Source organism: Chryseobacterium sp. c4a (genome assembly GCF_009900745.1).
In the GTDB taxonomy this organism is placed as follows: domain Bacteria; phylum Bacteroidota; class Bacteroidia; order Flavobacteriales; family Weeksellaceae; genus Chryseobacterium.
In genome coordinates, this window is record NZ_WXVU01000012.1 from 104,877 (window position 1) to 128,965 (window position 24,089).

Annotated in this window: 20 protein-coding genes; 12 read left to right on the forward strand and 8 right to left on the reverse strand. The window is 36.3% G+C overall.

Features of this window, described 5'->3' with window-relative positions; genetic code table 11:
- Positions 1-19: 19 nt before the first annotated feature.
- Entirely contained in the window at positions 20-481 is a 462-nt protein-coding gene (locus tag GTR01_RS15830; protein WP_160138771.1) for an Lrp/AsnC family transcriptional regulator, read from the forward strand.
- A gap of 310 nt (positions 482-791) precedes the next feature.
- Here the strand turns inward: GTR01_RS15830 and argH are convergent, their stop codons facing one another.
- The 8 genes from argH to GTR01_RS15870 form a co-directional block, all read right to left on the reverse strand.
- Positions 792-2,096, reverse strand: a complete 1,305-nt coding sequence (gene argH, locus GTR01_RS15835; protein ID WP_160138772.1) for an argininosuccinate lyase — start codon at positions 2,094-2,096, stop codon at positions 792-794.
- Between the two features lie 313 nt (positions 2,097-2,409).
- On the reverse strand, positions 2,410-3,492 hold the full coding sequence (locus tag GTR01_RS15840) for a M20 family metallo-hydrolase (RefSeq protein ID WP_160138773.1): 1,083 nt from the start codon (positions 3,490-3,492) through the stop codon (positions 2,410-2,412).
- Complete coding sequence (gene argB, locus GTR01_RS15845) at positions 3,467-4,261, reverse strand: acetylglutamate kinase (protein WP_160138774.1); 795 nt, start codon at positions 4,259-4,261, stop codon at positions 3,467-3,469. Before argB ends, GTR01_RS15840 begins: the two co-directional genes overlap by 26 nt.
- A 74-nt stretch (positions 4,262-4,335) precedes the next feature.
- The gene (locus tag GTR01_RS15850; protein WP_160138775.1) at positions 4,336-5,289 is read right to left on the reverse strand and encodes an N-acetylornithine carbamoyltransferase; all 954 of its coding nucleotides are present in this window, start codon (positions 5,287-5,289) and stop codon (positions 4,336-4,338) included.
- Positions 5,290-5,320: 31 nt separating this feature from the next.
- A complete protein-coding gene (locus GTR01_RS15855) occupies positions 5,321-6,460 on the reverse strand; it encodes an aspartate aminotransferase family protein (RefSeq protein ID WP_160138776.1) in 1,140 nt (379 codons plus the stop codon).
- An 82-nt stretch (positions 6,461-6,542) separates the two neighbouring features.
- Complete coding sequence (gene argC / locus GTR01_RS15860; protein ID WP_160138777.1) at positions 6,543-7,508, reverse strand: N-acetyl-gamma-glutamyl-phosphate reductase; 966 nt, start codon at positions 7,506-7,508, stop codon at positions 6,543-6,545.
- A 55-nt stretch (positions 7,509-7,563) separates the two neighbouring features.
- Positions 7,564-8,760, reverse strand: a complete 1,197-nt coding sequence (gene argG / locus GTR01_RS15865) for an argininosuccinate synthase (protein WP_160138778.1) — start codon at positions 8,758-8,760, stop codon at positions 7,564-7,566.
- Positions 8,732-9,370 carry a GNAT family N-acetyltransferase gene (locus GTR01_RS15870; protein WP_228452256.1) on the reverse strand — a complete coding sequence of 213 codons (639 nt, stop codon included), beginning with the start codon at positions 9,368-9,370 and terminating at the stop codon, positions 8,732-8,734. Before GTR01_RS15870 ends, argG begins: the two co-directional genes overlap by 29 nt.
- A 160-nt stretch (positions 9,371-9,530) precedes the next feature.
- Between GTR01_RS15870 and GTR01_RS15875 the strand changes: the two genes are divergently transcribed.
- The 11 genes from GTR01_RS15875 (at position 9,531) to GTR01_RS15925 (ending at position 24,087) form a co-directional block, all read left to right on the forward strand.
- Positions 9,531-9,947 carry a helix-turn-helix domain-containing protein gene (locus tag GTR01_RS15875; protein ID WP_160138779.1) on the forward strand — a complete coding sequence of 139 codons (417 nt, stop codon included), beginning with the start codon at positions 9,531-9,533 and terminating at the stop codon, positions 9,945-9,947.
- A gap of 232 nt (positions 9,948-10,179) precedes the next feature.
- On the forward strand, positions 10,180-11,559 hold the full coding sequence (locus GTR01_RS15880) for a porin (RefSeq protein WP_160138780.1): 1,380 nt from the start codon (positions 10,180-10,182) through the stop codon (positions 11,557-11,559).
- Between the two features lie 192 nt (positions 11,560-11,751).
- Positions 11,752-13,332, forward strand: coding sequence for an MFS transporter (locus tag GTR01_RS15885; RefSeq protein WP_160138781.1), 1,581 nt, complete (start codon positions 11,752-11,754; stop codon positions 13,330-13,332).
- A 43-nt stretch (positions 13,333-13,375) separates the two neighbouring features.
- Positions 13,376-13,603, forward strand: coding sequence for a DUF6814 family protein (locus tag GTR01_RS15890; protein ID WP_160138782.1), 228 nt, complete (start codon positions 13,376-13,378; stop codon positions 13,601-13,603).
- An 80-nt stretch (positions 13,604-13,683) separates the two neighbouring features.
- Positions 13,684-13,878, forward strand: coding sequence for a hypothetical protein (locus tag GTR01_RS15895; RefSeq protein WP_160138783.1), 195 nt, complete (start codon positions 13,684-13,686; stop codon positions 13,876-13,878).
- Positions 13,871-16,573 carry an ATP-binding protein gene (locus GTR01_RS15900; protein WP_160138784.1) on the forward strand — a complete coding sequence of 901 codons (2,703 nt, stop codon included), beginning with the start codon at positions 13,871-13,873 and terminating at the stop codon, positions 16,571-16,573. Before GTR01_RS15895 ends, GTR01_RS15900 begins: the two co-directional genes overlap by 8 nt.
- A 9-nt stretch (positions 16,574-16,582) precedes the next feature.
- On the forward strand, positions 16,583-16,942 hold the full coding sequence (locus GTR01_RS15905; protein WP_160138785.1) for a response regulator transcription factor: 360 nt from the start codon (positions 16,583-16,585) through the stop codon (positions 16,940-16,942).
- A gap of 55 nt (positions 16,943-16,997) precedes the next feature.
- Positions 16,998-18,884 (forward strand): AMP-binding protein, encoded by a 1,887-nt coding sequence (locus GTR01_RS15910; protein ID WP_160138786.1) that lies wholly within the window; start codon positions 16,998-17,000, stop codon positions 18,882-18,884.
- A gap of 99 nt (positions 18,885-18,983) precedes the next feature.
- Positions 18,984-20,912 (forward strand): acetate--CoA ligase, encoded by a 1,929-nt coding sequence (acs, locus tag GTR01_RS15915; protein WP_228452261.1) that lies wholly within the window; start codon positions 18,984-18,986, stop codon positions 20,910-20,912.
- A gap of 489 nt (positions 20,913-21,401) precedes the next feature.
- On the forward strand, positions 21,402-21,767 hold the full coding sequence (locus tag GTR01_RS15920; protein WP_160138788.1) for a hypothetical protein: 366 nt from the start codon (positions 21,402-21,404) through the stop codon (positions 21,765-21,767).
- Between the two features lie 109 nt (positions 21,768-21,876).
- The gene (locus GTR01_RS15925; protein WP_160138789.1) at positions 21,877-24,087 is read left to right on the forward strand and encodes a RelA/SpoT family protein; all 2,211 of its coding nucleotides are present in this window, start codon (positions 21,877-21,879) and stop codon (positions 24,085-24,087) included.
- Positions 24,088-24,089: the final 2 nt, after the last annotated feature.

A 24,089-nucleotide genomic window follows, 5' to 3' on the forward strand; every position in this document is an offset into this window, starting at 1 on the left:
TAACATTCAAATTTATTCTATGGATTTAAAAGACAAAATGATTCTCAGCATTATTCAGGAAGACTCTACTCTATCAGTGAAAGAAATTTCAGAAAAGATTGGTCTTACCTTTACACCAACCTATGAAAGAATCAAACAGTTGGAAAAGCAAGGGATCATTCAAAAGTATGTAGGCCTTTTAGATCGTGAGAAGCTGGGGTTAAATATTGTTGTCTACTGTAATGTTCGTCTTAAAGAGCAATCCAAGAAAGTTTTGGAAACTTTTGAGAAACATATCGGTAAATATGATGAAGTACAGGAAATCATCAGTCTTTCCGGAGAGTATGACTATATGTTGAAGATTATTGCCAAAGACATCAATTCTTATAATGAATTTGCAGTCAATGTGATTTCAAACGTTCCTAATATTGGACAGTACCATAGTTCCATCGTACTTCATGAGGTAAAAAAATCTACTAAATTTAAGATAGAACTGGAATAGCTGTCAATTTAAACCATTAAAAAACTTTAAGTGATGAAAAATAGTTAAGAATACTCGCATGCGAATGACAAAAGCTAAGTGTAAAAACTCAAGCTTTTCTTAACTCATTTTACCTTTAAAATTCTTCATGGTTTTTAAAGGTGGTAGCCACCATCATCAATTTCAAAGATCAAAATAAAATCCAACCATTAAGACAGCTTAAGCAATTAAGATTTAAGGATTTCACAACGATAAAACATAAGGCGATTCTAAAGTAATTTTTAGATTTTTATGTCAACTCAAGCCTTTATATATCTTAATGGTTTAGATTTTAACCCAATAATTTATTTTTCAGTTTATTGAACTGATATTCTATTTTATCCAGGCATAGATTTCCTATACTTCCCTGGTGTGTATGATCCAGAGCGCCTGGTTCAAATTCAAACTCATTATTTTCAATCTCCTGCCCTACTTTTATGTAAGCATCACGGAAAGAACTTCCACTTTTCACTTCTTCATTGATCTTTTCTACACTGAACAGGTATTTATATTTTTCGTCCTCAAGAATTCCATCTTTTACCTGGATATTTGGCAAAGTATAGCTTAATATCTCCAGACATTCTTTCAATGAATCAATGGCAGGGAAAAGAATCTCCTTGGTCAATTGTACATCTCTGTGATATCCTGACGGAAGGTTATTCGTCAATAAAATCAACTCATTCGGTAACGCCTGAATTCTGTTGCATCGTGCGCGAACCAATTCAAAGATATCCGGATTCTTCTTATGCGGCATAATGCTGCTTCCGGTTGTAAATTCTTTTGGAAAGCTGATAAAATCGAAGTTCTGATTCAGATACAGACAAACATCATAAGCAAATTTCCCAAGTGTTCCCGCTAAAGTTGCCATTGCCATCGCCAATAACTTCTCTGATTTTCCACGAGTCATCTGAGCATACACAGAGTTATAATTCATCGACTGAAACCCGAGGTTATACGTTGTGCTTTCACGATTGATCGGGAAAGAAGAACCATACCCTGCTGCTGATCCCAGTGGATTTTTATTAATAATATTTTTTGTTGAAAACAACATTTCCACATCATCTAAAAGTGCTTCTGCATAAGCTCCAAACCACAATCCGAAAGAAGAAGGCATTGCAATCTGTAAATGGGTATATCCTGGAAGCAATACATTTTTATATTGATCTGCCAATTGGATCAAAATCTGGAAAAACTCATCGGTGAGTGCCGTTATTTCACGAATTTCATCCAATAAATATAATTTAATATCCAGTAAAACCTGATCATTTCTTGATCTTGCTGTATGGATTTTCTTTCCTGTATCGCCTAGTTTTGCAATCAGGATGGCTTCTATCTGAGAATGGATATCCTCAGCTTCTTTATCAATTTCAAAATCACCATTTTCAATTTGCTGTAAAATATCGTTTAACACTACCAGCATCTGCTCAGATTCTTCATGAGAAATAATTCCGGTTTCTGCCAGCATTTTACAATGTGCCATAGAGCCTTTAACATCATATTTTGCTAAACGTTCGTCGAAGTCAAGGTCTTTTCCTACGGTAAAATTATTGACTAATATATTGGTGGCCAGGTCGTCCTTTTGCCATATCTTTTTCATAAGTACGTATTGATTTTCTAAGACTGTAATCACCTTATTATAATATGATACAGTCCGATTTAAAATATTTGATTGATTTTGACAAGCCCAGCAAGACTATCCTTATTACTATTAACTATAAAAAAACATTTCCTTAATATATAAAGTCACTTTTTAATGGTATCGTTTGCATAAATCCTTATTAAAACGTAAACTTTATTGCCTGCTGAGCATTAGTCAAAATATTTATTATGCTGGAAGCCTGAAACTGGAGACTGGAAGTTAATAATAAAACGCAACAACCTCCTTTCTTCCTTCTTCCCGCTTCCATCCTTTATAACACCTTTTCCAAAACCTGAATGTAGATATCTATTCCTTCTTCAATTTCATTGATGTAGATAAATTCATCGGCTGTATGAGAGCGCCTACTGTCTCCAGGCCCCATTTTTACAGAGGTACATGGAATGATTGCCTGATCCGAAGATGTTGGCGAACCATAAGTTGTCCTTCCTATTTCCAATCCTGCTTTTACAAACGGGTGATCCATTTCGATTTTTGAAGAATTCAACCTGAAAGACCTCGCCGTAAGCGTTGATTTCATCTGAGACTGAATAATTTCAAAGGCTTCTTTATTGGAATATTCATCCGTTACCCTTACATCTAATGTGAAATGACAAGACTCTGGTACTACATTATGCTGTACACCGGCATTAATTCCAGACAGGGTCACTTTCACTTCCCCAAGATAATCTGAAACCTTCGGAAACTTAAAGTTTAAAATTCCCTGCAGATCCTGCATACATTTTACAATCGAATTATCGTCATTAGGATGAGCAGCATGAGAAGGAGTTCCTTTCATCTCTCCATCAATTACCAACAGTCCTTTTTCGGCTATTGCCAGATTCATCTGCGTGGGTTCTCCTACAATGGCAAGTTCTATATTAGGTAACTGTGGGTACAGAGCCTCGATTCCGTCAAAACCTGAAATCTCCTCCTCTGCTGTCAACGCAATCACTAAATTATATTTTAAATCTTCTTTATCATAAAAATGTAAAAAAACCTGAGCCATAGAAACCAGAGAAGCTCCGGCATCATTGCTTCCCAATCCGAATAGCTTTCCATCCTTTTCAATAGGAACAAACGGATCAAGCGTATAAGCTTTATTAGGCTTTACCGTATCATGATGTGTATTTAATAAAACTGAAGGTTTAAAAACGTCAAAGTTTTTATTCACCGCCCAGATATTGTTCTTAAAACGCTTCGTCGGGATCTGGTGTTTTTTGAAAAAGTTTTCAATCTCCACCGATGTATTGAATTCATCTTTACTGAAGGAAGGAATTTCAATCAGTTTTTTAAGCAGTTCAACCGCATTATTCAACAATTCTTCTTTATTATAAACAGATTTCAGTTCCTGCATGATGATTCTCTATATGGTTTTTAAGTTCTGTTTCTTTAATCAGAAACACTTTATCTACATTATTCTTTATTGCTCCAAGAGCATTTTCTAATTTGGGTAAAATCCCTTTGTGAAGCTTTCCTTCTTCTTTCAGCGTTGTAAAATCGTTTTCAGAAATACTTTTGATAAGAGATTCTGGGTCATCTACATTTTCCAACACTCCCTGTTTATCAAAACAATACAAAAGCTCCACTTCATATTTCTCCGACAATGCCTGTGCCATCACAGAAGCAATAGTATCTGCATTGGTATTAAAAAGATTCCCTTTTTTATCGTGGGTAATGGCAGAAAAAACAGGAATAAGATCCAGCTTCATCAATTTTGAGATAAGCTTTCTATTCACACTCTTTTTATTGATATCTCCCACAAATCCAAAATCTATTTCAGGATGTTGTCTTTTCTTAGCTTTAATCAGATTTCCATCTGCTCCCGAAAACCCTATCGCATTACATTTTTTCTGCTGTAGCTTTTCAACAATATTTTTATTGATTCCACCAGCATATACCATTGTTACGATATCCAATGTATCTTTATCCGTAATCCTCCTTCCGTTCACCATTTTCTGCTCTATGCCGAGTTTATCTGCCAGCGTATTTGCCAGCTTACCTCCGCCATGCACAAGAATTTTCTTTTCTTTAATTTCGGAAAACTGATCTAAAAACTGATCCAGTAATCGTTCATCATCAATGAGCGCTCCGCCTATTTTTATGATGTATATTTTCTGTTTCATTTTTTTTACATTTAGAATTGATAGAAATGAGTTCTTATCTTGGGTTAAATCGTCCCTTCGGGACTCATTGGAGGTTATTTTATGGTATCTAATATTTCGCTGAAAACTGCCTGTGCTGAGAAAATACGGTTCTTTGCCTGTTGGTAGATGATTGAATTTTCTCCGTCCATTACTTCATCACTTAATTCTACATTACGGCGAACCGGAAGACAGTGCATTACTTTTGCCTTATTGGTATTTGCAAGCTTTTCATTAGTCAGCATCCAATCTCCTTTTACTTCAGGCATTGCTGCATAATCATCAAAAGAAGACCAGTTTTTCACATAGATAAAATCTGCATCTTTTAATGCTTCATCCTGATCGTGAATTACCTTTGTGTCTTTTGTAAAAGCAGGATCCAAATCGTATCCTTCAGGATTGGTAATCACCAACTCTACATCCATTTCCTGCATCCATTCTGCAAATGAATTTCCTACCGCATGAGCAATTGGTTTGATATGTGGTGCCCAAGTTAATACCACTTTTGGCTTACGGTCTTCTTTCCAGTTTTCTGTAATCGTAATACAATCAGCAAGACTTTGTAGCGGGTGACGTGTTGCTGATTCCAGAGAAATAACCGGAACTTTTGCATGTTGTTCAAACTGGCTCAGAATACTTTCATTTACATCATCTTCTTTACTCTTCATTCCTGCAAAACAACGTACAGCAATAATATCACAATATTGATTTAAAACTTCAATAGCATCTTTGATATGTTCTACTGTATCTCCGTTCATTACCGCTCCATCTGCAAACTCAAGATTCCATGCTTCCTGCGCTGCATTTAAGGTTAATACATTCAACCCTAAGTTTTGTGCTGCAATCTGGCTGCTTAAACGGGTTCTTAAACTTGAATTTAAAAATACAAGACCTATTGTTTTCCCCTTTCCTTTTTCTGTTTCAGAATGTGGGTTTGCTTTTATTTGTAAAGCTTTTTTTATAATTTCCTGTAAGTTTTCTACATCACTTACAGCTGTGAATTTTTTCATTTTGAATTGATTTTAAAGATTTTAATACCTATTAAATATTTTCCAACGCCTCTTTCAAAGCATTGATAAAAAGATCCGTTTCCTCTTTTTTGATATTGAGTGCAGGAAGAATCCTTAAAACACTTTTATCGTTTGAGTTTCCGGTGAAAATATGATGATCAAACAGTAAGCTTTTCCTTACTTCTGAACAGTCTCTATCGAGCTCTATTCCGATCATCAACCCTTTCCTTCGGATCGATTTAATATGGGGTAAATCTTTAATTTCATTTTCAATATACTCACCCATTTGCTGAGTATTTTCTATAAGATTCTCATCTTTCATTACATCCAGAACTGCAATCGAAGCCACACAAGCTAAGTGATTCCCACCAAAAGTAGTTCCCAGCAAACCATTGCTAGCCTGAAACTTAGGACTAATCAAAACTCCGCCAACAGGAAATCCATTTCCCATGCCTTTAGCCGTAGTGATAATATCTGCTTCAATTCCGAATTCCTGATGCGCAAAGAAGTATCCGCTTCTTCCATATCCTGATTGTACTTCATCTAAAATCAAAACAGCATCATACTGATCACACAGTTCTTTAATTTTCGATAAAAACTCTTCTGTAGGAATCATAATTCCTCCCACTCCCTGTATTCCTTCGATGATTACGGAAGAAATTTCATTTCCATGTACAGCAAAAGTTTCTTCAAGCTGCTTTACATCATTCCATTCAGATTTGATGAATCGTTCTGAAAAGTTTACCGGAGCAACAATCTTAGGATTATCCGTTACAGAAACCGCCGCAGAAGTTCTTCCGTGAAATGATCCTGAGAAATAAAGCACTTTGCTTTTTCCATTATGAAAAGAAGCCAGTTTTAATGCATTCTCATTAGCTTCAGCTCCTGAATTACACAGGAAAAGATTATAGTCTTCATATCCTGAAAGCTTCCCCAGTTTATCCGCCAGTTCTACCTGCAATTCATTCTGAACTGAATTAGAATAGAATGAAATTTTTTCCAATTGCTCTTTCAGTTTATTTTGGTAGTGTGGATGATTATGGCCAATAGAGATTACAGCATGTCCTCCGTAGAAGTCAAGATATTTTTCGCCTTTATCGTCCCAAAGGAAAGATCCCTGAGCTTTAACTGGATTTATATTGAATAATGGATATACGTTGAATAAATTCATGTCTTTTTATAAATGATAATTGATTAATGATACGGGATTCGAGTTTCGAGTTCCCATAAATATCAGTTGTTACATTATTGCATTAAAATGCTATCGGTTTCAAGTTCAAACCTGTATTTTCTTCCCAGCCCATCGCGATATTCATATTTTGTACCGCCTGTCCTGAAGCTCCTTTCAACAAATTGTCAATCGCTGAGTGAATAACGGCTACATTCCCACTCTTTTCAATCTGGATCACACAGCGATTGGTATTGACAACCTGCTTTAAATCAATTGCTTTTTCACTCACCGTAACAAAAGGTGCCTCTGCATAAAAATCCTGATACAATTGATAGATGTCAGAAAGTTCCAAATCTGTTTTCACTGTAGAACTTGTAAAAATCCCTCTTGCAAAATCACCTCTCCATGGTACAAAATTCAGGCTAACTTCTTTATGGTTAAACAAAACTATTTGTTGTAAAATTTCATCTACATGCTGATGAGTTAATGTTTTATAAGCTGATACATTATCATTTCTCCAGGTGAAGTGTGTTGTTGCCTGTAAAGACTGACCTGCTCCTGTAGATCCTGTGATTCCCGTTGTAAAAATCTCATCTAAAGATCCTTTTTCAGCCAATGGCAATAATGCCAATTGAATTGCCGTAGCAAAACATCCGGGATTCGCGATACTTTTTGAACCTGACAGTTGTTTTTTATTGATTTCAGGTAATCCGTAGATAAAATTTCTGTTTTTAAAATTTCCATCCAAACGGAAGTCATTGCCTAAATCAACAACCAGCGTTTCTTCTTTAACCGGATTTTGAGTCAACCAGTTTTGGCTCTCTTTATGAGGAAGACACAAAAAAAGTACATCAACCTCTTCTACCTGATTAGTTAATACCTGATCACAAACCGTCGTTAAATCCGGGTACAGATCTGAAATTCTTGTTCCCGAATTCGAACGACTATATAAAAAACTCAATGTCACATGAGGATGGAAGGCTAGTAAACGTATTAACTCGCTTCCTGTATAACCGTTGGCACCAACTATTCCTACTGTCTTTTTCATACTTTAATCGATAGGACTGTGTCCTATCTTGGGGGTAAAGCGTTCCTTCGGAACTTTAGTTGATATTTTGGTTAATCTGGTGATATATATTTAAGGAATTGCTTACAATTTTTGTATATCCTTTTACATCATCTCCCGTCCATGCTCTGTTGGCTTCTCCATAGCTTCCGAATTTATCAGACATTAAGTCATGATCCGATTCTATTCCGTTTAGAACAAATCGGTATGGATGAAGCGTTACAAAAACTTTTCCGCTTACTGTTTTCTGAGAGTCCGTTAAGAAAGATTCAATATTTCTCATGACCGGATCTAAGAAAAGCGCTTCGTGAAGCCAGTTTCCATACCAATCAGACAACTGGGACTTCATCATTTGCTGATATTTTGAAAGCGTATGTTTTTCCAATAAATGGTGCGCTTTGATAATCACTGATGCTGCTGCTGCTTCAAATCCTACTCTTCCTTTAATTCCAACAATGGTATCACCCACATGAATATCACGTCCGATTCCGTAAGCAGAAGCCAATGCTTCTATTTTTTGAATTGCATATACGGAATGATCAAAGTTTTCTCCATTTACAGCCACTACCTCTCCATTTTTAAACTCAATTTCCAATTCTGAAGGTTGAGTTTTCTCTACCTGAGATGGAAAAGCTTCTTCAGGAAGGTAATTTCTTGATGTCAAAGTTTCTTTTCCTCCTACTGAAGTTCCCCAAAGCCCTTTATTCACTGAATATTGTGCTTTATGGAATTCCATTTCGTAGCCATGGCTTTTCAAAAACTCAATCTCTTCTTCACGAGACAAAGCCATATCACGGATTGGCGTAATGATCTCAATATTAGGACACATCACCTGGAAAATCAGATCAAAACGAACCTGATCATTTCCCGCTCCCGTACTTCCATGAGCAATTGCATCTGCCCCTACTTCAATCGCATATTTTGCAATTTCCTGTGCCTGAATTGTACGTTCAGCACTTACAGAAAGAGGATATGTGTTGTTTTTCAATACATTTCCAAAAATCAGATACTTCACACAAGAATTGTAATAATCTTCCTGAGCATCTACACACCTGTATTCTTTTACCCCAAGGTTTAAAGCTTTTTTCTCCAACTCTTTTTCTTCTTCTTTGGAAAAACCTCCGGTATTTACAGTAACTGCATATACATCATACCCCAGTGTTTCACTAAGATATTTTGCACAGTAGGAAGTATCTAAACCTCCACTAAACGCTAAGATGACTTTCTTGTTCATTGCTATATTTAATTTCTGGTTGTGCATTCACAACACTATTTACTTTATTATTATCAGGCTGACTGTTGACAACCTCATCTTTTTTAATATTATCAGGAACGAAAAGCATTGCTGTACAAAGACAGTTCTTACGTTCCTTTTTCATTAGAATTTCATAATTCACACAGTTCTTACATCCGTTCCAGAACTCCTCATCCTGAGTCAGTTCAGAATAAATAACCGGTTTGTATCCTAAATCGCTATTGATTTTCATTACTGCAAGTCCCGTAGTTAACCCGAATACCTTAGCTTCCGGATATTTATCTCTAGATAATTGGAAAACTTTATGTTTGATCTGAGTAGCAACTCCACCATGCCTGAATTTGGGCGATACAATCAATCCCGAATTAGCTACAAACTTCCCATGCGACCAGGTCTCTATATAACAGAAACCTACCCACTCTCCGTTTTCAGTGGCTACCACAGCATTGCCTTCTGAAATCTTTTTACTCAAATATTCTATAGAACGTTTTGCGATTCCCGTTCCTCTACGCTGTGCAGAATCATACATTTCCTGCTGTATTTCACTCACATACATTAGATGTTCGCATGAGGAAATTTCTATTTCCATTTATTTATCTAATTTTTTTGGCAAATTTAAAATATATTTTCTTTCAAATGCAAATAAAAAAGATATTTTTTTTGTTTTAAAAATTTATACAGGTAAAATTATCTTTAATCAAAAATATATATTTGCTAATTTATTATATATTTGCTAAAATACTATAGTTATGGAAAACACATGTCCTAAATGCAAGGGTAATAAAGTGGTTAAAAGCGGTATTATCAATAATAAACAACGGTTTTACTGTAAAAACTGCAACTATTATTTTACGGTAAAAAAACTAGGAAAACAGATTGATGACTATTATGTCACTAAAGCTTTACAACTCTACCTGGAAGGACTAAGTTACCGTGAAATTGAACGAATTATTGGAGTATCTCATGTGACTATTAGTTCGTGGATCAAAAAATACAACATCACAAGACCACCCCACTCAGAGTTCCATCCTGTCTATAAAATCCTGAAACAAAATGAACTCATTGAATATATTGCTCAGGAAGAGAATATTAAAAACTCAGGAATTATCATTACTCAGTTTGCTGATAAGTATATGCTGATTAAATGGGAGAGATTTAAGAAGTAGATGCGAGGTTCGGGGCTAGAGAAGCGAAGCGCAGTAAAAAAACAACAAATCATTAATTATCAATATTTTATAAATAAAACAAATCCAAAAACCCGGATTACGAAACACGAAACCCGCACCTCGCAACAAATTATACCTATACTATTACCACTAATATATATTAAATTTTCGTAAACAAATTATTAATTACAATTTGGTATTCACAAAAAACAACGCCAAAAATTGATAATTTATGAGGAAATTACTTACATTTATTGGAGCAGTCTTAATAAGCAGTTCTATGTATTCACAGGGTTCTCCTGATTATGGCAGTGGATTAAAAATTAACCTCAACCCTGAGGGAGACAAATTCATCAGATTTATTTTATGGGATCAGCTTTGGCTAAGAAACAGCGCCATGAATCCCGGAAGTATGGTTGGAAACGAACCCACAGACAACACATGGAGTCTGGGAAACAGAAGATTACGGGCTTTAACCTATGCACAGATCTCTAAAAGATATATGATCCTTCTTCATTTTGGAATCAATAATCAAACTTTCATCAATGGTGGCGCTTCGGGCACCTCAGGAACAGGAGGTTATGGAAACGGAAAGAAAACTCAGATGTTCTTTCATGATGCCTGGAATGAATACGCAGTTATTTTACCTGGAGAAGCGGGAAAATTCAGTTTATCTTTAGGGGCAGGACTTCATTACTATATGGGACTTTCTCGTATGACTATGGCATCCACCCTGAACTTCCTTACAGTAGACTCGCCAGTATTCTCATGGCCATTGATTGACAATTCGGATCAGTTTGGAAGACAAATCGGAATGTTTGCCAAAGGGAAATATGGAAAACTGGAATATCGTTTCAGTTTAAACAAACCTTTCGCTACCGATCTTACTCCAGCGAATGTAACCAACTCTTCAAAAGCTGTCGCAGTAGACAACAATGGAAACCCAAGTTTTTCAAAAGCAGGATACGTGGAATATCAATTCCTTGATGAAGAATCCAACACATTACCTTTTAAAGTAGGATCTTATCTGGGAACAAAGAAAGTTTTCAATGTAGGTGCCGGATTTTACCATCAGGCAGATGGAACAAGAACTTCCGTTAATTCAAACATAGAAAAACACGACATTACTCTTTTCGCAGTAGATGCTTTTGCAGACATCCCATTAGGAGAAGCCAAAAACAAAATGGCTGTTTCCGCTTATGCCGGATATTATAATTACAACTTCGGCCCCAACTATGTAAGAAATCTTGGCACCATGAATGTTGCGGCAGTTGATCCTAATTTTACCGGCAATAAAGCTATTGCAGGGCCAGGAAATCTACAACCCACCATTGGAACAGGTAATATTATCTACGCACAAGCAGGTTTACTATTGCCAAGTCAGGCAGAAAAGCCAAAAATCAGAATACAGCCTTTCGCAGCTTATACTCATAAGAATTTTGAAGCTTTTGATAAATCGTCTTCCCAGTTTGATGTGGGTGCCAATTGGTTTATAGACGGGCATCATGCCAAAATCACCACTCAATACTCAACAAGACCTGTTTACACCAGTCCTAGCGAAAGCCCATCTTCAAAGGGAGAATTCATTGTACAGTTCCAAATCTATCTATAAGGTTTTAAACCATTAAGAAATGTGAAGATTAAAAAAAAATGAAGCTTCACCAAAGATGAAGAATAAGTATACCACTAAAAATAATCTTAGTTATCATCTTTACTATCCTTAATAGATCAAAAATAAATTTAAACTCAATCCTTTTTTGGATCATTCAAGATCACTTTCCATTAACATCAAAAACTAATCAATATGAGCGATAATCATCACGAAAGTTACGAGAATATGACCGACAAGCAGAAAAACCGCACCATCTGGAGCGTTATCACAGCCTCATCTCTCGGAACATTGATAGAATGGTATGACTTCTACATTTTCGGAAGTTTAGCCATTGTTTTGGCCACGAAGTTTTTCCCCGCAGATAATCCAACAGCAGCATTTTTATCAACCTTAGCTACTTTTGCCGCAGGATTTGTAGTAAGACCTTTTGGAGCTTTATTTTTCGGAAGACTAGGTGACCTTATCGGAAGAAAATATACTTTCCTTGTTACTTTACTTATTATGGGATTTTCCACATTCCTTATCGGATGTATTCCAAGTTATGAAACCATTGGATTTCTTGCTCCGGTTTTGGTTTTAATTCTTAGATTATTACAAGGGCTCGCTCTTGGAGGTGAATACGGAGGTGCTGCAACCTATGTTGCAGAATATGCACAACCTCATCGAAGAGGTTACTGGACTTCATGGATCCAAACGACTGCAACGGCCGGGCTTTTCATTTCATTAATTGTGATTCTAATTACAAAAACCACCCTTTCTCCTGAAGAATTTGATGGCTGGGGATGGAGAATCCCTTTCTGGATTTCCATTTTAATGGTAGGGGTTTCTTATATCATCAGAAAAAACATGAAGGAATCTCCTCTTTTTGCAAAAGCTAAAAGTGAAGGAAAAACTTCTAAAAATCCATTAAAAGAAAGCTTTGGTAATAAATTGAATTTTAAATTTGTTCTGCTTGCCCTTTTTGGAGCAGCCATGGGACAAGGGGTCATCTGGTATACAGGACAATTTTATGCGATGAGCTTCATGCAAAAGGTAATGAACATTGATTCTACACAGGTAGATTACTTAATGGCAACAGCTTTGTTTTTAGGAACACCCTTCTTTGTATTCTTTGGTTGGCTATCGGATAAAATCGGAAGAAAAGCAGTGATGATGACCGGGATGTTGATTGCAATTTTAGCTTACAGACCTATTTACGACAGCATGTTTAAAAGCGTCAGTCTTGAAAATAAAACAGTAGCATCCCACGGAATTACAGAAAAAAGAACAGCTAAAATTCACAAAGATATTGCTACAGACAGCCTTGTGACCTTTCATAAAGAAACACTTTACACAGATGGAACTTTAATTAAAAAAGACAGTATCGTTCATTGGTCTCCAAGCGGCCCCATCATAAAAGACGGAAAAGCTGAAGAACCAAAAGTTTCCCAATCTGTAACAGTAAGTGATCACACAAAATGGTACCTGGTATTCCTTGTATTTATTCAGGTTATTTTTGTAACGATGGTGTACGGGCCTATTGCAGCATTCCTTGTTGAAATGTTCCCTGTAAGAATACGTTATACTTCAATGTCTTTACCTTATCACATTGGAAACGGAGTATTTGGAGGACTTCTTCCTGCAGTAGCAACTTACCTGGTTACCACAGGAAAAGAAGCAGGACACGCTTCATGGTATCTTGAAGGATTATGGTATCCGATTGGAGTAGCCGGAGTCTGCCTAATCATCGGATTAATTTATCTTAAAAATAAGAACAATAATCTTCACGATTAAGCATTGATTCACTCAAATTTTTATTAATTTTAAAACAACTAAAATGAACGGACTAAAAAAAATATTAGGTATTCTCTGGATCGCAATAGCAGTGGTCGTGGGATATTTCGGAATTACAGTGATGGGGATTCCAAAGATTACTTCCGGAAAGCAGGAAGACCTGGTTTTTGGGATTATTATCTTATTTGTATTGATGCCAATTATCTCAGGCGGAATGGCTGTTTTTGGATACTATGCTTTAACAGGAGAATATTCTGATGACAAAATATAGTTAATAAGAGATTCATGATAATTGGTGGATGATTCATTATAAAGCGATCATTCATCAATTATCTTTTCTAATTATCATTTATGAAAAAAAGACACGAACAAAAATTGGTTATCCTAAGCATCGGATTAATGATTGCTTTCAGCATCCCTATTTCATTACTTTTCAATAGCGAGCGAGAGGTTTTAGGCTATCCCATGATTTTAATCTATCTGTTTGTTGTCTGGATGATCTCCATCTTGATTTCCTTTGTAATTGTAAAAAAGTACAATGAGTAGCTTTGCATTATTTTTTGTGGTATTGTTTTATCTGGCTCTTCTGTTTTTAGTTGCCCACCTAGCAGAGAAGAAAAGAAGTAAGTTCTGGATCAACAATCCTTATATCTATGCATTGTCACTGGCTGTGTATTGTACCGCATGGACTTACTATGGAAGCATTGGTGTTGCTGCTACAAGCGGGCTTAACTATCTTCCGATTTACATTGGCCCCGCTATGATTATTCCTGCATGGATTTACATCAACACAAGAATTGTAAGAATTGCCCGAATTAATAAGATAAGCAGCCTCGCTGATTTCATCTCATTAAGATATGGAAACAGCAGAAGCCTGAGTGCCATCATCACCATTGTCTGCCTTTTAGCCATTATTCCTTATATCGGATTACAGATAAAAGCCATTTCTGAAACCTTTCACCTGGTTACAGAAACTCCTATGTCTAAGAATATATTGACTGATAACGCAACATTTGTTGTTGTTTTAATCGCTTTATTTTCTTCATATTATGGAACAAGATATGTAGATGCGTCAGAAAAGCGACTTGGAATCATCTCAGCGATTGCGCTGGAGAGTTTTTTAAAACTATTTTTCATTATTATCCTTGGTCTTTTCGTGATCTATTATGTTTTCGACGGATTCACAGACATCTATCAGAAAGCAAGTCATTTTGAAGATTTTAAAGAAAAAAACACGTTCAACGGTATTGAAGGCGCTATGAACTGGATGGTTTTATGTATGATCTCAGCTACAGCCATCTGCCTATTACCCCGACAATTTCACGTAGCTATTGTTGAAAACAGACAGGAAAAACACATCAGAACTGCTATTTGGTTTTTCCCGCTTTATTTATTAATCTTCACCATATTTATTTTCCCAATTGCATGGGGTGGCAGATTGATTTTTGATGGCGAAAAAGTAAATCCGGAGTTCTACTCTATTTTAATTCCACAACATTTTGACAATACGATCATCACTGTTTTGGTATTCCTTGGAGGATTGAGCTCATGCATTTCCATGATTATCATTTCTGCAATTACTCTATCCATCATGCTTTCCAACAATCTTATCATTCCTTATGGCTTACTTGGAAAACTAAAATCTGAAAACGAGGAACAAAACACAAGAAGCATTACCAATATCAGGAAGTTCAGCATTTTTGCTCTGATTATCATGGCTTTTGTGTTTTATAAATATTTCATCCTAAAAACGTCATTAGACTCCGTAGGATTAATCTCATTTGTGATCATTGCACAATTGGCTCCAGCATTCTTTGGTGCTATATTCTGGAGGAGAGGAAGTTATAAAGGCGCTCTGATTGGGCTTGCTGCAGGATTAGGAATCTGTTATTTCGGACTGATCATTCCGCAATATTACTTCTCATACAACCAGGAATTCAAAGGGGTTTTAAGAGACATGTACAATTCTTTCAATTTCTTTACGATTCCTTACTTGGCAAGAATTCCACAGATTTTCTTTTGGTCGATTCTAGTGAATACAGGCTTGTTCACTATTATTTCTGTAAGTACCAAAGGAAATTACCGTGAAAGAAACTTCGCTGAATTGTATGTAGATATTGATAAATACATTCAAAATCATGAAGATGCTTTTATTTGGAGAGGAACCGCTTATATTTCAGACATTCAAAACATTTTGGAACGATTTTTAGGCAAAAACAAGACTGAACAAGCCTTGAGAATTTTTAATTTAAAATATAATATTGATTCTAAAACAGAAACCGCCGACTCAAGATTTATCAAATTTTCTGAAAACCTTCTGGCAGGAAGAATTGGAACCGCTTCAGCAAAAATATTGATTGAAGGAGTAACCAAGGAGGATAAAATATCTCTGAAAGAAGTTCTTAATATTCTTGAAGAATCCAAAGAAAATATCAGTTTAAATAAAAAGCTGACAGAACAATCTGAAGAGCTTCAAAAATTATCTAATGATCTTCGAACCGCTAATGAAAACCTGATTGTAAAAGACCGTCAAAAAGACGACTTTCTGGATTCTGTTGCTCATGAACTCAGAACCCCAATCACAGCAATTCGTTCAGCAGGAGAGATCTTAGCCGATGACGACGACATCCCTTTTGAAATCAAGCAGGAATTTTTAAACAATATCATCACGGAATCTGACAGATTAAGTGAGATCATTAACGATATTCTTTACCTCGACAAACTTCAGCATGGTGAGATCTCTTTGAATATTCAACAAAACAACATTCTTGACACGTATAAAAAAGCATTAAGCCCTCTCCTCCATCTGATACAACAGAAAAACATTCATTTAAGCGAGGTTAATCTCCTGAATCAGTTTATCTTTGAGTATGATGAAGCAAGAATGATCCAGCTGCTTCAAAACATTTGGGGAAATGCTTTAAAATTCACTGATGAACAAGGAACCATACAAACTAAATTATTGGAAAGAGATCACCAATTGATGATTACCATTTTCAACACAGGAAAACATATTCCGGAAGAAGATCTGGAAATGATTTTTGACAAATTTTATCAGTCTAAAAATCAAAATATTTTAAAACCTACGGGAAGCGGACTTGGACTGGCCATTTCCAAGAAAATAATACAAGCTCACAATGGAAGTATAAAAGCTGAAAACAGAGGTCTAGGCGTAACCTTTACCATCAGCCTTCCCGAGAAAATAATAAACGAGAGCAAAAATGAAGTTGAACCTCTTTAAAAAGCCTTTATGAAAAAGATAATCATTGCAGATGATGAACACAAAATATTAATGTCGCTCGAATACAGCTTTAAGAAAAACGGCTATGATGTCTTCATTGCCCGTGATGGAACGGAGGTTCTAGAGTTCTTAAAAACAATGGTTCCGGATGTGATCCTTCTCGACATCATGATGCCTAATCTTGATGGCTACAGCACTTTAGATCTCATTAAACAGGATGAAAAACTAAAGGACACAAAAGTGATCTTTCTCAGCGCCAAAAACAACCCGAGAGATATTGAAAAAGGCCTTGAAATGGGAGCTGATGCCTATGTTACAAAACCTTATTCTATTAAGAAACTGATACAGCAGATTGAAGAGCTGTTTTAGAGAAAAATATCCTTGTCAAGGATAACAAAAAAACACCAAATACAAGACTATTGATATGAATACAGATACTCTATTTAAACAAAGCATAGAAAATAAAGAAAAATTCTGGGAAGAACAGGCTGCGGCTATACAATGGTTTGAATTTCCACAACAGATTCTTTCAAATGATTCCAACGGCTATCCTCAGTGGTTTGCCGATGGAAAACTCAACATGTGTTATCTATGCATTGACAAACATATTGAAGATGGTTTCGGAGATCAGAATGCTATTGTTTATGATTCCCCCGTAACAGGACAGAAAAAAAAATACACCTTCAATCAAGCCAAGGAAGAAATATCAAAACTTGCAGGGGGACTAGCTTCTTTAGGATTAAAAAAAGGAGATACAGCTGTTATTTATATGCCAATGATTCCGCAGACCCTTTTTGCCATGCTAGCCTGTTCAAGAATTGGAGTCATTCATAATGTAGTTTTCGGAGGTTTTGCCCCTCATGAACTGGTGGTAAGAATTGACGACTGCAAACCTAAAGTTTTAATCACCGCTACCGCAGGAATAGAAATAGCTAAAAGAATACCTTATCTTCCATTGGTAGAAAAAGCGATTGAGTTAGCACAGGATAAGGTAGACAACATCGTTGTTTACAACAGGAAATTAGTAGATAATCAGAATGAAATGTTTGAAGGACTGATTGATTATGAAGAATTAGTTCAACAATCAGAACCTGTTGACTGCATTCCTGTAGAATCCACTCACCCACTCTATTTGCTTTACACTTCCGGAACTACAGGAAAACCTAAGGGAATCGTTCGTGATACCGGAGGATATGCCACAGCATTGAAATTTTCCATGAAATATATCTATGGTGTTGAACCTGGTGAAACTTATTGGGCCGCTTCCGACTTTGGTTGGGCTGTTGGACACAGCTACTCTGTTTATGGCCCCTTACTGAATAGAAACACAACCATTATTTTTGAAGGAAAACCTATCATGACCCCTGATGCCGGGACTTTCTGGAGAATTATTTCAGAATACAAAGTTTCGGTCATGTTTACTGCTCCTACCGCTATCAGAGCAATTAAAAAAGAAGACCCCAATGGAGAATTGGTAAAAAAATATGACCTGTCAAACTTCAAAAAGCAATTCCTTGCCGGGGAACGATGTGATGTTGCTACTCTGGATTGGTTTGCAGAGCATATTGGCATCCCAGCCATCGATCACTGGTGGCAAACTGAATCGGGCTGGCCAATGCTTGGCTTATTAACGTATGATGAGAATTATAAAATCAAAAGAGCTTCTGCAGGAAAACCTATCCCGGGATATGATATCAAAATTTTCGATGAAAACGGACTGGAGCTAGATCCTCACCATGAAGGGTATTTAGTAATAAAACTACCTCTTCCTCCCGGAGCATTACTTGGCATCTGGAAAGATTATGAGCGCTTTGAAAACAGTTATCTATCACAATACAACGGATATTATTTTTCCGGAGATGGTGCCATCCAGGATGAAGACGGCTATATTTTTATCACCGGAAGAGTGGATGACGTAATCAATGTAGCCGGACATCGACTTTCAACATCTGAAATGGAAGAGATCGTTTCTTCACATCCCGATGTGGCAGAATGCGCTGTTGTAGGAATAGATGATGATTTAAAAGGTCAGATTCCTTTTGCAACTGTTGTTTTAAAAAATGGCACCAGCATCACTGAAGAAGAAATTGAAAAGAATATCATTCAAATGGTTCGTGAAAAAATTGGAGCCGTAGCCTTTTTAAAAAACGCAATGGTTGTCAAACGATTACCTAAAACACGATCCGGAAAAATTTTAAGAAAGCTCATCAGAACATTACTGGATGGAAAAGATTTTCAGATTCCATCCACTATAGATGATGAGAAAATTATTGAGGAAATTCAGGAAAAGATCAATGAATATAGGGGTTAACCGAAAAATTAAACATATATTTAAGTATCATTTTTAATTTAAAAAAAGGTACCTCCTTCTTTTTATATACAATCAAAACAAACTATCAATACAATTCAAATTTCAAAAAACGAAAAGGATATGAGAAATTACTTAATAGAAGATTTACCACAATATTTTGAAGATTACAAAAAATCGATCAAAAATCCGAAGAAATTCTGGGACAAGGTAGCCGATCAAAACTTCGTGTGGTATCAGAGATGGAGCAAGGTTGTTAAGTATGATATGAATGAAGCTAAAATCGAATGGTTCAAAAACGCCAAACTTAATATCACAAAAAACTGTCTGGACAGACATCTCGCCATAAGAGGAGAAAAAACAGCAATTATCTGGGAACCCAATGATCCAAAAGAAGAGGCTCAGCATATTTCATACAACGAACTGTATACCCGCGTTAATAAAACAGCTAATGTTTTAAAGGAGATGGGTATTGAAAAAGGAGATAGAGTCTGCATCTACCTTCCGATGATTCCGGAGCTGGCCGTTACCATGCTGGCTTGTGCTAAACTAGGAGCTGTTCATTCCGTTATTTTCGCGGGATTTTCTGCTTCTGCAGTTTCTTCAAGAGTAAATGACTGTGAAGCAAAAATGGTAATCACTTCCGATGGAAGCTACAGAGGAAACAAAGTTCTGGATCTGAAAAGTATTGTAGATGAAGCATTAGAAAAAACACCAACGGTTGAAAATGTCTTAGTCGTTAAAAGAACTCACAACGAGATCAAAATGAAAGAAGGAAGAGATTATTGGCTGGCAGATTTGTACGAAAAAGCTTCTCCTGATTTCGTAACCGTTATCATGGATTCTGAAGATCCGCTTTTCATTCTTTACACTTCCGGTTCTACAGGAAAACCAAAAGGAATGCTTCATACATGTGCCGGATATATGGTGTACACTGCTTATACCTTCAAAAATGTATTTAATTATAAAGAAAATGATATTTATTGGTGTACCGCTGATATCGGCTGGATTACCGGTCACTCTTATATTCTTTACGGCCCACTATTAAATGGAGCTACTACGGTCATTTTCGAAGGTGTTCCTACTTATCCTGAACCGGATCGTTTCTGGGAGGTAATTGAAAAACATAAGATCACTCAATTTTATACCGCTCCTACCGCAATTCGTTCTTTGGCTAAAGAAAGTGCAGAGTGGGTAGATAAACATGATCTAAGCTCTCTTAAAGTCATTGGATCTGTTGGAGAACCTATCAATGATGAAGCATGGCATTGGTTTAATGATCATGTTGGAAAGAAAAAGTGCCCTATTGTTGATACCTGGTGGCAAACTGAAACTGGGGGAATCATGATTTCACCGCTTCCTTTTGTTACTCCAACCAAACCAACGTACGCTACCCTTCCTTTACCAGGAATTCAACCTGTTCTAATGGATGATAAACGCAATGAAATTACAGGAAATCAGGTAACCGGAAACTTATGTATCCGTTTTCCATGGCCAGGAATTGCAAGAACCATCTGGGGCGACCATCAAAGATATAAGGAAACCTATTTTACAGCTTTTCCAGGGAAATATTTTACAGGTGATGGTGCTCTACGAGATGAAGTGGGCTACTACAGAATTACAGGACGTGTAGACGATGTCATCATCGTTTCCGGGCACAATCTTGGAACAGCTCCTATTGAAGACAGCATCAACCAACACCCTGCCGTGGCAGAATCTGCTATCGTAGGGTATCCTCACGATATCAAAGGAAATGCCCTGTATGGCTATGTAATGCTTAAAGAAACCGGAGAAAGCCGTGATAAAGAAAATCTTAAAAAAGAAATTAATCAGCTGATCTCAGATCAGATCGGCCCTATTGCCAAACTGGATAAAATTCAGTTTGTTTCAGGACTTCCCAAAACACGTTCAGGTAAAATTATGCGTAGAATCCTTAGAAAAATTGCAGAAGGCGACTTCAGCAACTTTGGAGACATCAGCACCTTATTAAATCCTGAAATTGTAGATGAAATTAAAAACGAAAGAATTTAATTAAATTCAAATATTACGATTAAGAGATCATTTCTATAAAGTGGTCTCTTTATTTTTATCTCTCGCAGATTTTGCAGATGGTTATGTTGTAGCACAGTGAAAGGTAATGAGAGCAATCTCAGTGTGAAAAATCTAGGCAATATAAAAGATTCTTCACTGCATTTTGCTTCGTTCAGAATAACAGAGTACAGAATACCACCTGTTCATTTTTAAATCTGCACGAAGAATATATTAATCTCCATCAGAAAATTAGAGTTAAACAGCCCTAGTTTTTTTCAATCTTCTTTTGACAGGAAGATCTATCTTCCTACGAAATCTTTCAAAAAAATTATTGAATTTTAAAATTCAAACACGCGTTCAATAGACATTCTCAAACAATTTAACATTATTTTATAGATAAAATATTAATAGATAAATTTTATTGCCTTTACAACAAAAAATTAGAAAAATAATTATTAACTTTAATCACAACTTTAAAACCCATTAATTATGTCAAATATATTAGCTGGGCTATTTGAGCACCATAGCGATTACAAAAAGCTTGAGAGTGATTTGGAAAACTCAGGAATTTCCAACTCTGATTACATCATATACCTTAGCAGTGAATCCAGTAACACCCAATACCTGGCAAGTGTTGCAGCGAAAGATAGCAGTCAGGTGGAAAGTGTCCGAAATATTTTCACCCAAAATGCTGTCATAAAAACGTACCTGTTCGAAAACATGAGCATTGATCAGGCTAATTACGATACCATTAAAAAATATATTGATGCCAGAAACAGAGCTGAAATTCACAACAGCCCTGATATTAGAATTAAGACATCAACTGATGGGATCAATTCGGAAGTAAAATCTTAATCGATATAAAACCTAATAACCAGAAATCCGTAGTGCGTGCTACGGATTTTTTATGTTTGAAAAAAGCAAAAAATTTCGTATTTTCGTCTAAATATAGGCATCTGCACAAATGAGTTACGATTTAGAACAAGAGAACAAAGAGATCCTTGCAAGATATAAGGATCTGATTTCTAACACATACAGAACACTGGATGAGGAAAATAATAAACTTATCCGGAAGGCATTCGATATTGCATTGGATGCTCATAAGGATCAAAGGAGAAAATCCGGAGAACCTTACATCTACCATCCTATCGCTGTAGCTAAAATTGTAGCGACAGAAATTGGTTTGGGGGCAACTTCCATTGCCTGTGCATTGCTGCATGATGTCATTGAAGATTCCGATTATACTTATGAGGATCTGAAAAAGATATTTGGTGAGAAAATTGCCAATATCGTGAATGGATTGACCAAAATATCCATCATGAACCATCAGAACATCTCTGTACAGTCAGAAAACTACAGAAAACTGTTGTTGACGCTATCCGAAGACTTCAGAGTGATCCTGATCAAAATTGCAGACCGCCTTCACAATATGCGTACTTTGGAAAGTATGGCACCAGACAAGCAGAAAAAAATCGCTTCAGAAACGGTTTATATCTACGCTCCGATGGCACACCGTCTTGGATTATACAATATTAAATCTGAGCTGGAAGATCTTTCTTTAAAATACAATAACCCTGAGATCTATAATGAAATCACGGAAAAATTGGAATTAGCCAAGGAAAGCCGCGAAAGATATATTGAGGAATTTAAAACCGAGGTTTCTGAAAGACTTCGTGAAGAAGGGCTAAATTTTAAAATCAAAGGGCGTGCAAAGGCTATTTCTTCTATTTATAGAAAAATGCTGAAGCAAGGAGTTTCCTTTGAAGAAGTTTTCGATAATTATGCCATCAGAATTATTTATAAATCGGATGCTAAAAACGAAAAGTTCCTGGCCTGGAAAATTTACTCCATCGTTACAGATGTTTATCACAGCAATCCTTCCAGAATGCGTGATTGGATTACCCAGCCTCGTTCTACAGGATATGAAAGTTTGCACCTTACCGTTTTAGGGCCTGATAAAAAGTGGATTGAAGTACAGATCCGTTCAGAAAGAATGGATGAAATCGCTGAAAAAGGGGTTGCAGCTCACTACAAATATAAAGAAGGGTATAAACAAAGCTCTGACGATCGTAATTTCGAAAAATGGGTTACAGAAATTCGTGAAGTGCTTGAGCAACAGCAGAATCTTTCTACTTCTGAACTTTTGGACAATATTAAACTGAATCTTTATTCAAAAGAAGTTTTTGTATTTACTCCAAAAGGAGAAATTAAGATTTTACCCACCAATGCAACAGCATTGGATTTTGCCTTTTCCGTTCACTCGGATTTGGGAATGAAGTGTTTGGGAGCGAAAATCAATGGAAAACTGGTTCCGATTTCTTATGTTCTTCAGAATGGAGATCAGATAGACATCCTTTCTTCTCAAAATCAGAAACCTAAATCTGACTGGCTGGAATTCGTGGTAACTTCCAAAGCCAAATCCAAGATTAAAAGTTATCTGAATTCCCAGAAAAATCAACTGGTAGAAGAAGGAAAAGAAACTTTACAAAGAAAACTTCGTCATGCAAAAATCAATTTCAATGATGAAGAAATCAATAAACTGCAAAAGTTCTTTAATTTAAAATCTTCACAAGAACTGTTCCTTAAATTCCAGACCAATGAACTGGATGCAAGCAGTTTAAGAAAATATATTGAAAGTAAGAACGTATTTAATAATCTACTTTCGAGATTCAGAAAATCTCCGTCTAAGAATGTTCATTATGAGGAGCCGAAACAGCAAAACCTTGACATGATCGTCTTTGGAAAAGATGAAGAAAGACTGAACTATACCTATGCAAAATGCTGCACGGTAATTCCGGGAGACAAAATTTTCGGATTCATTACCATTTCTGATGGTATTAAAGTACACAGCGATAACTGTCCGAATGCTATTAACCTTAGAGCACAATATGACTATCGTGTCATTCCTGCTAAATGGGTAAATGAAGAAAGCTTCAAAAACCGAGTGAAAATCGAGATCGAAGGCCTTGATAGAATGGGTATGATTAACGATATCACCACAGTGATCAGTGGCAGTATGGGAATGGATATGAAGAGTATGTCTATTGAATCCAACAACGGAGTTTTCATCGGAAACATTAATCTTGAAGTCAAGAATAAGGGGCAATTGGAGGAAACCTTCAAGAAGCTCAAGAATATTAATGGAGTCTCCAGAGTGAGACGACTACAATCATAAAC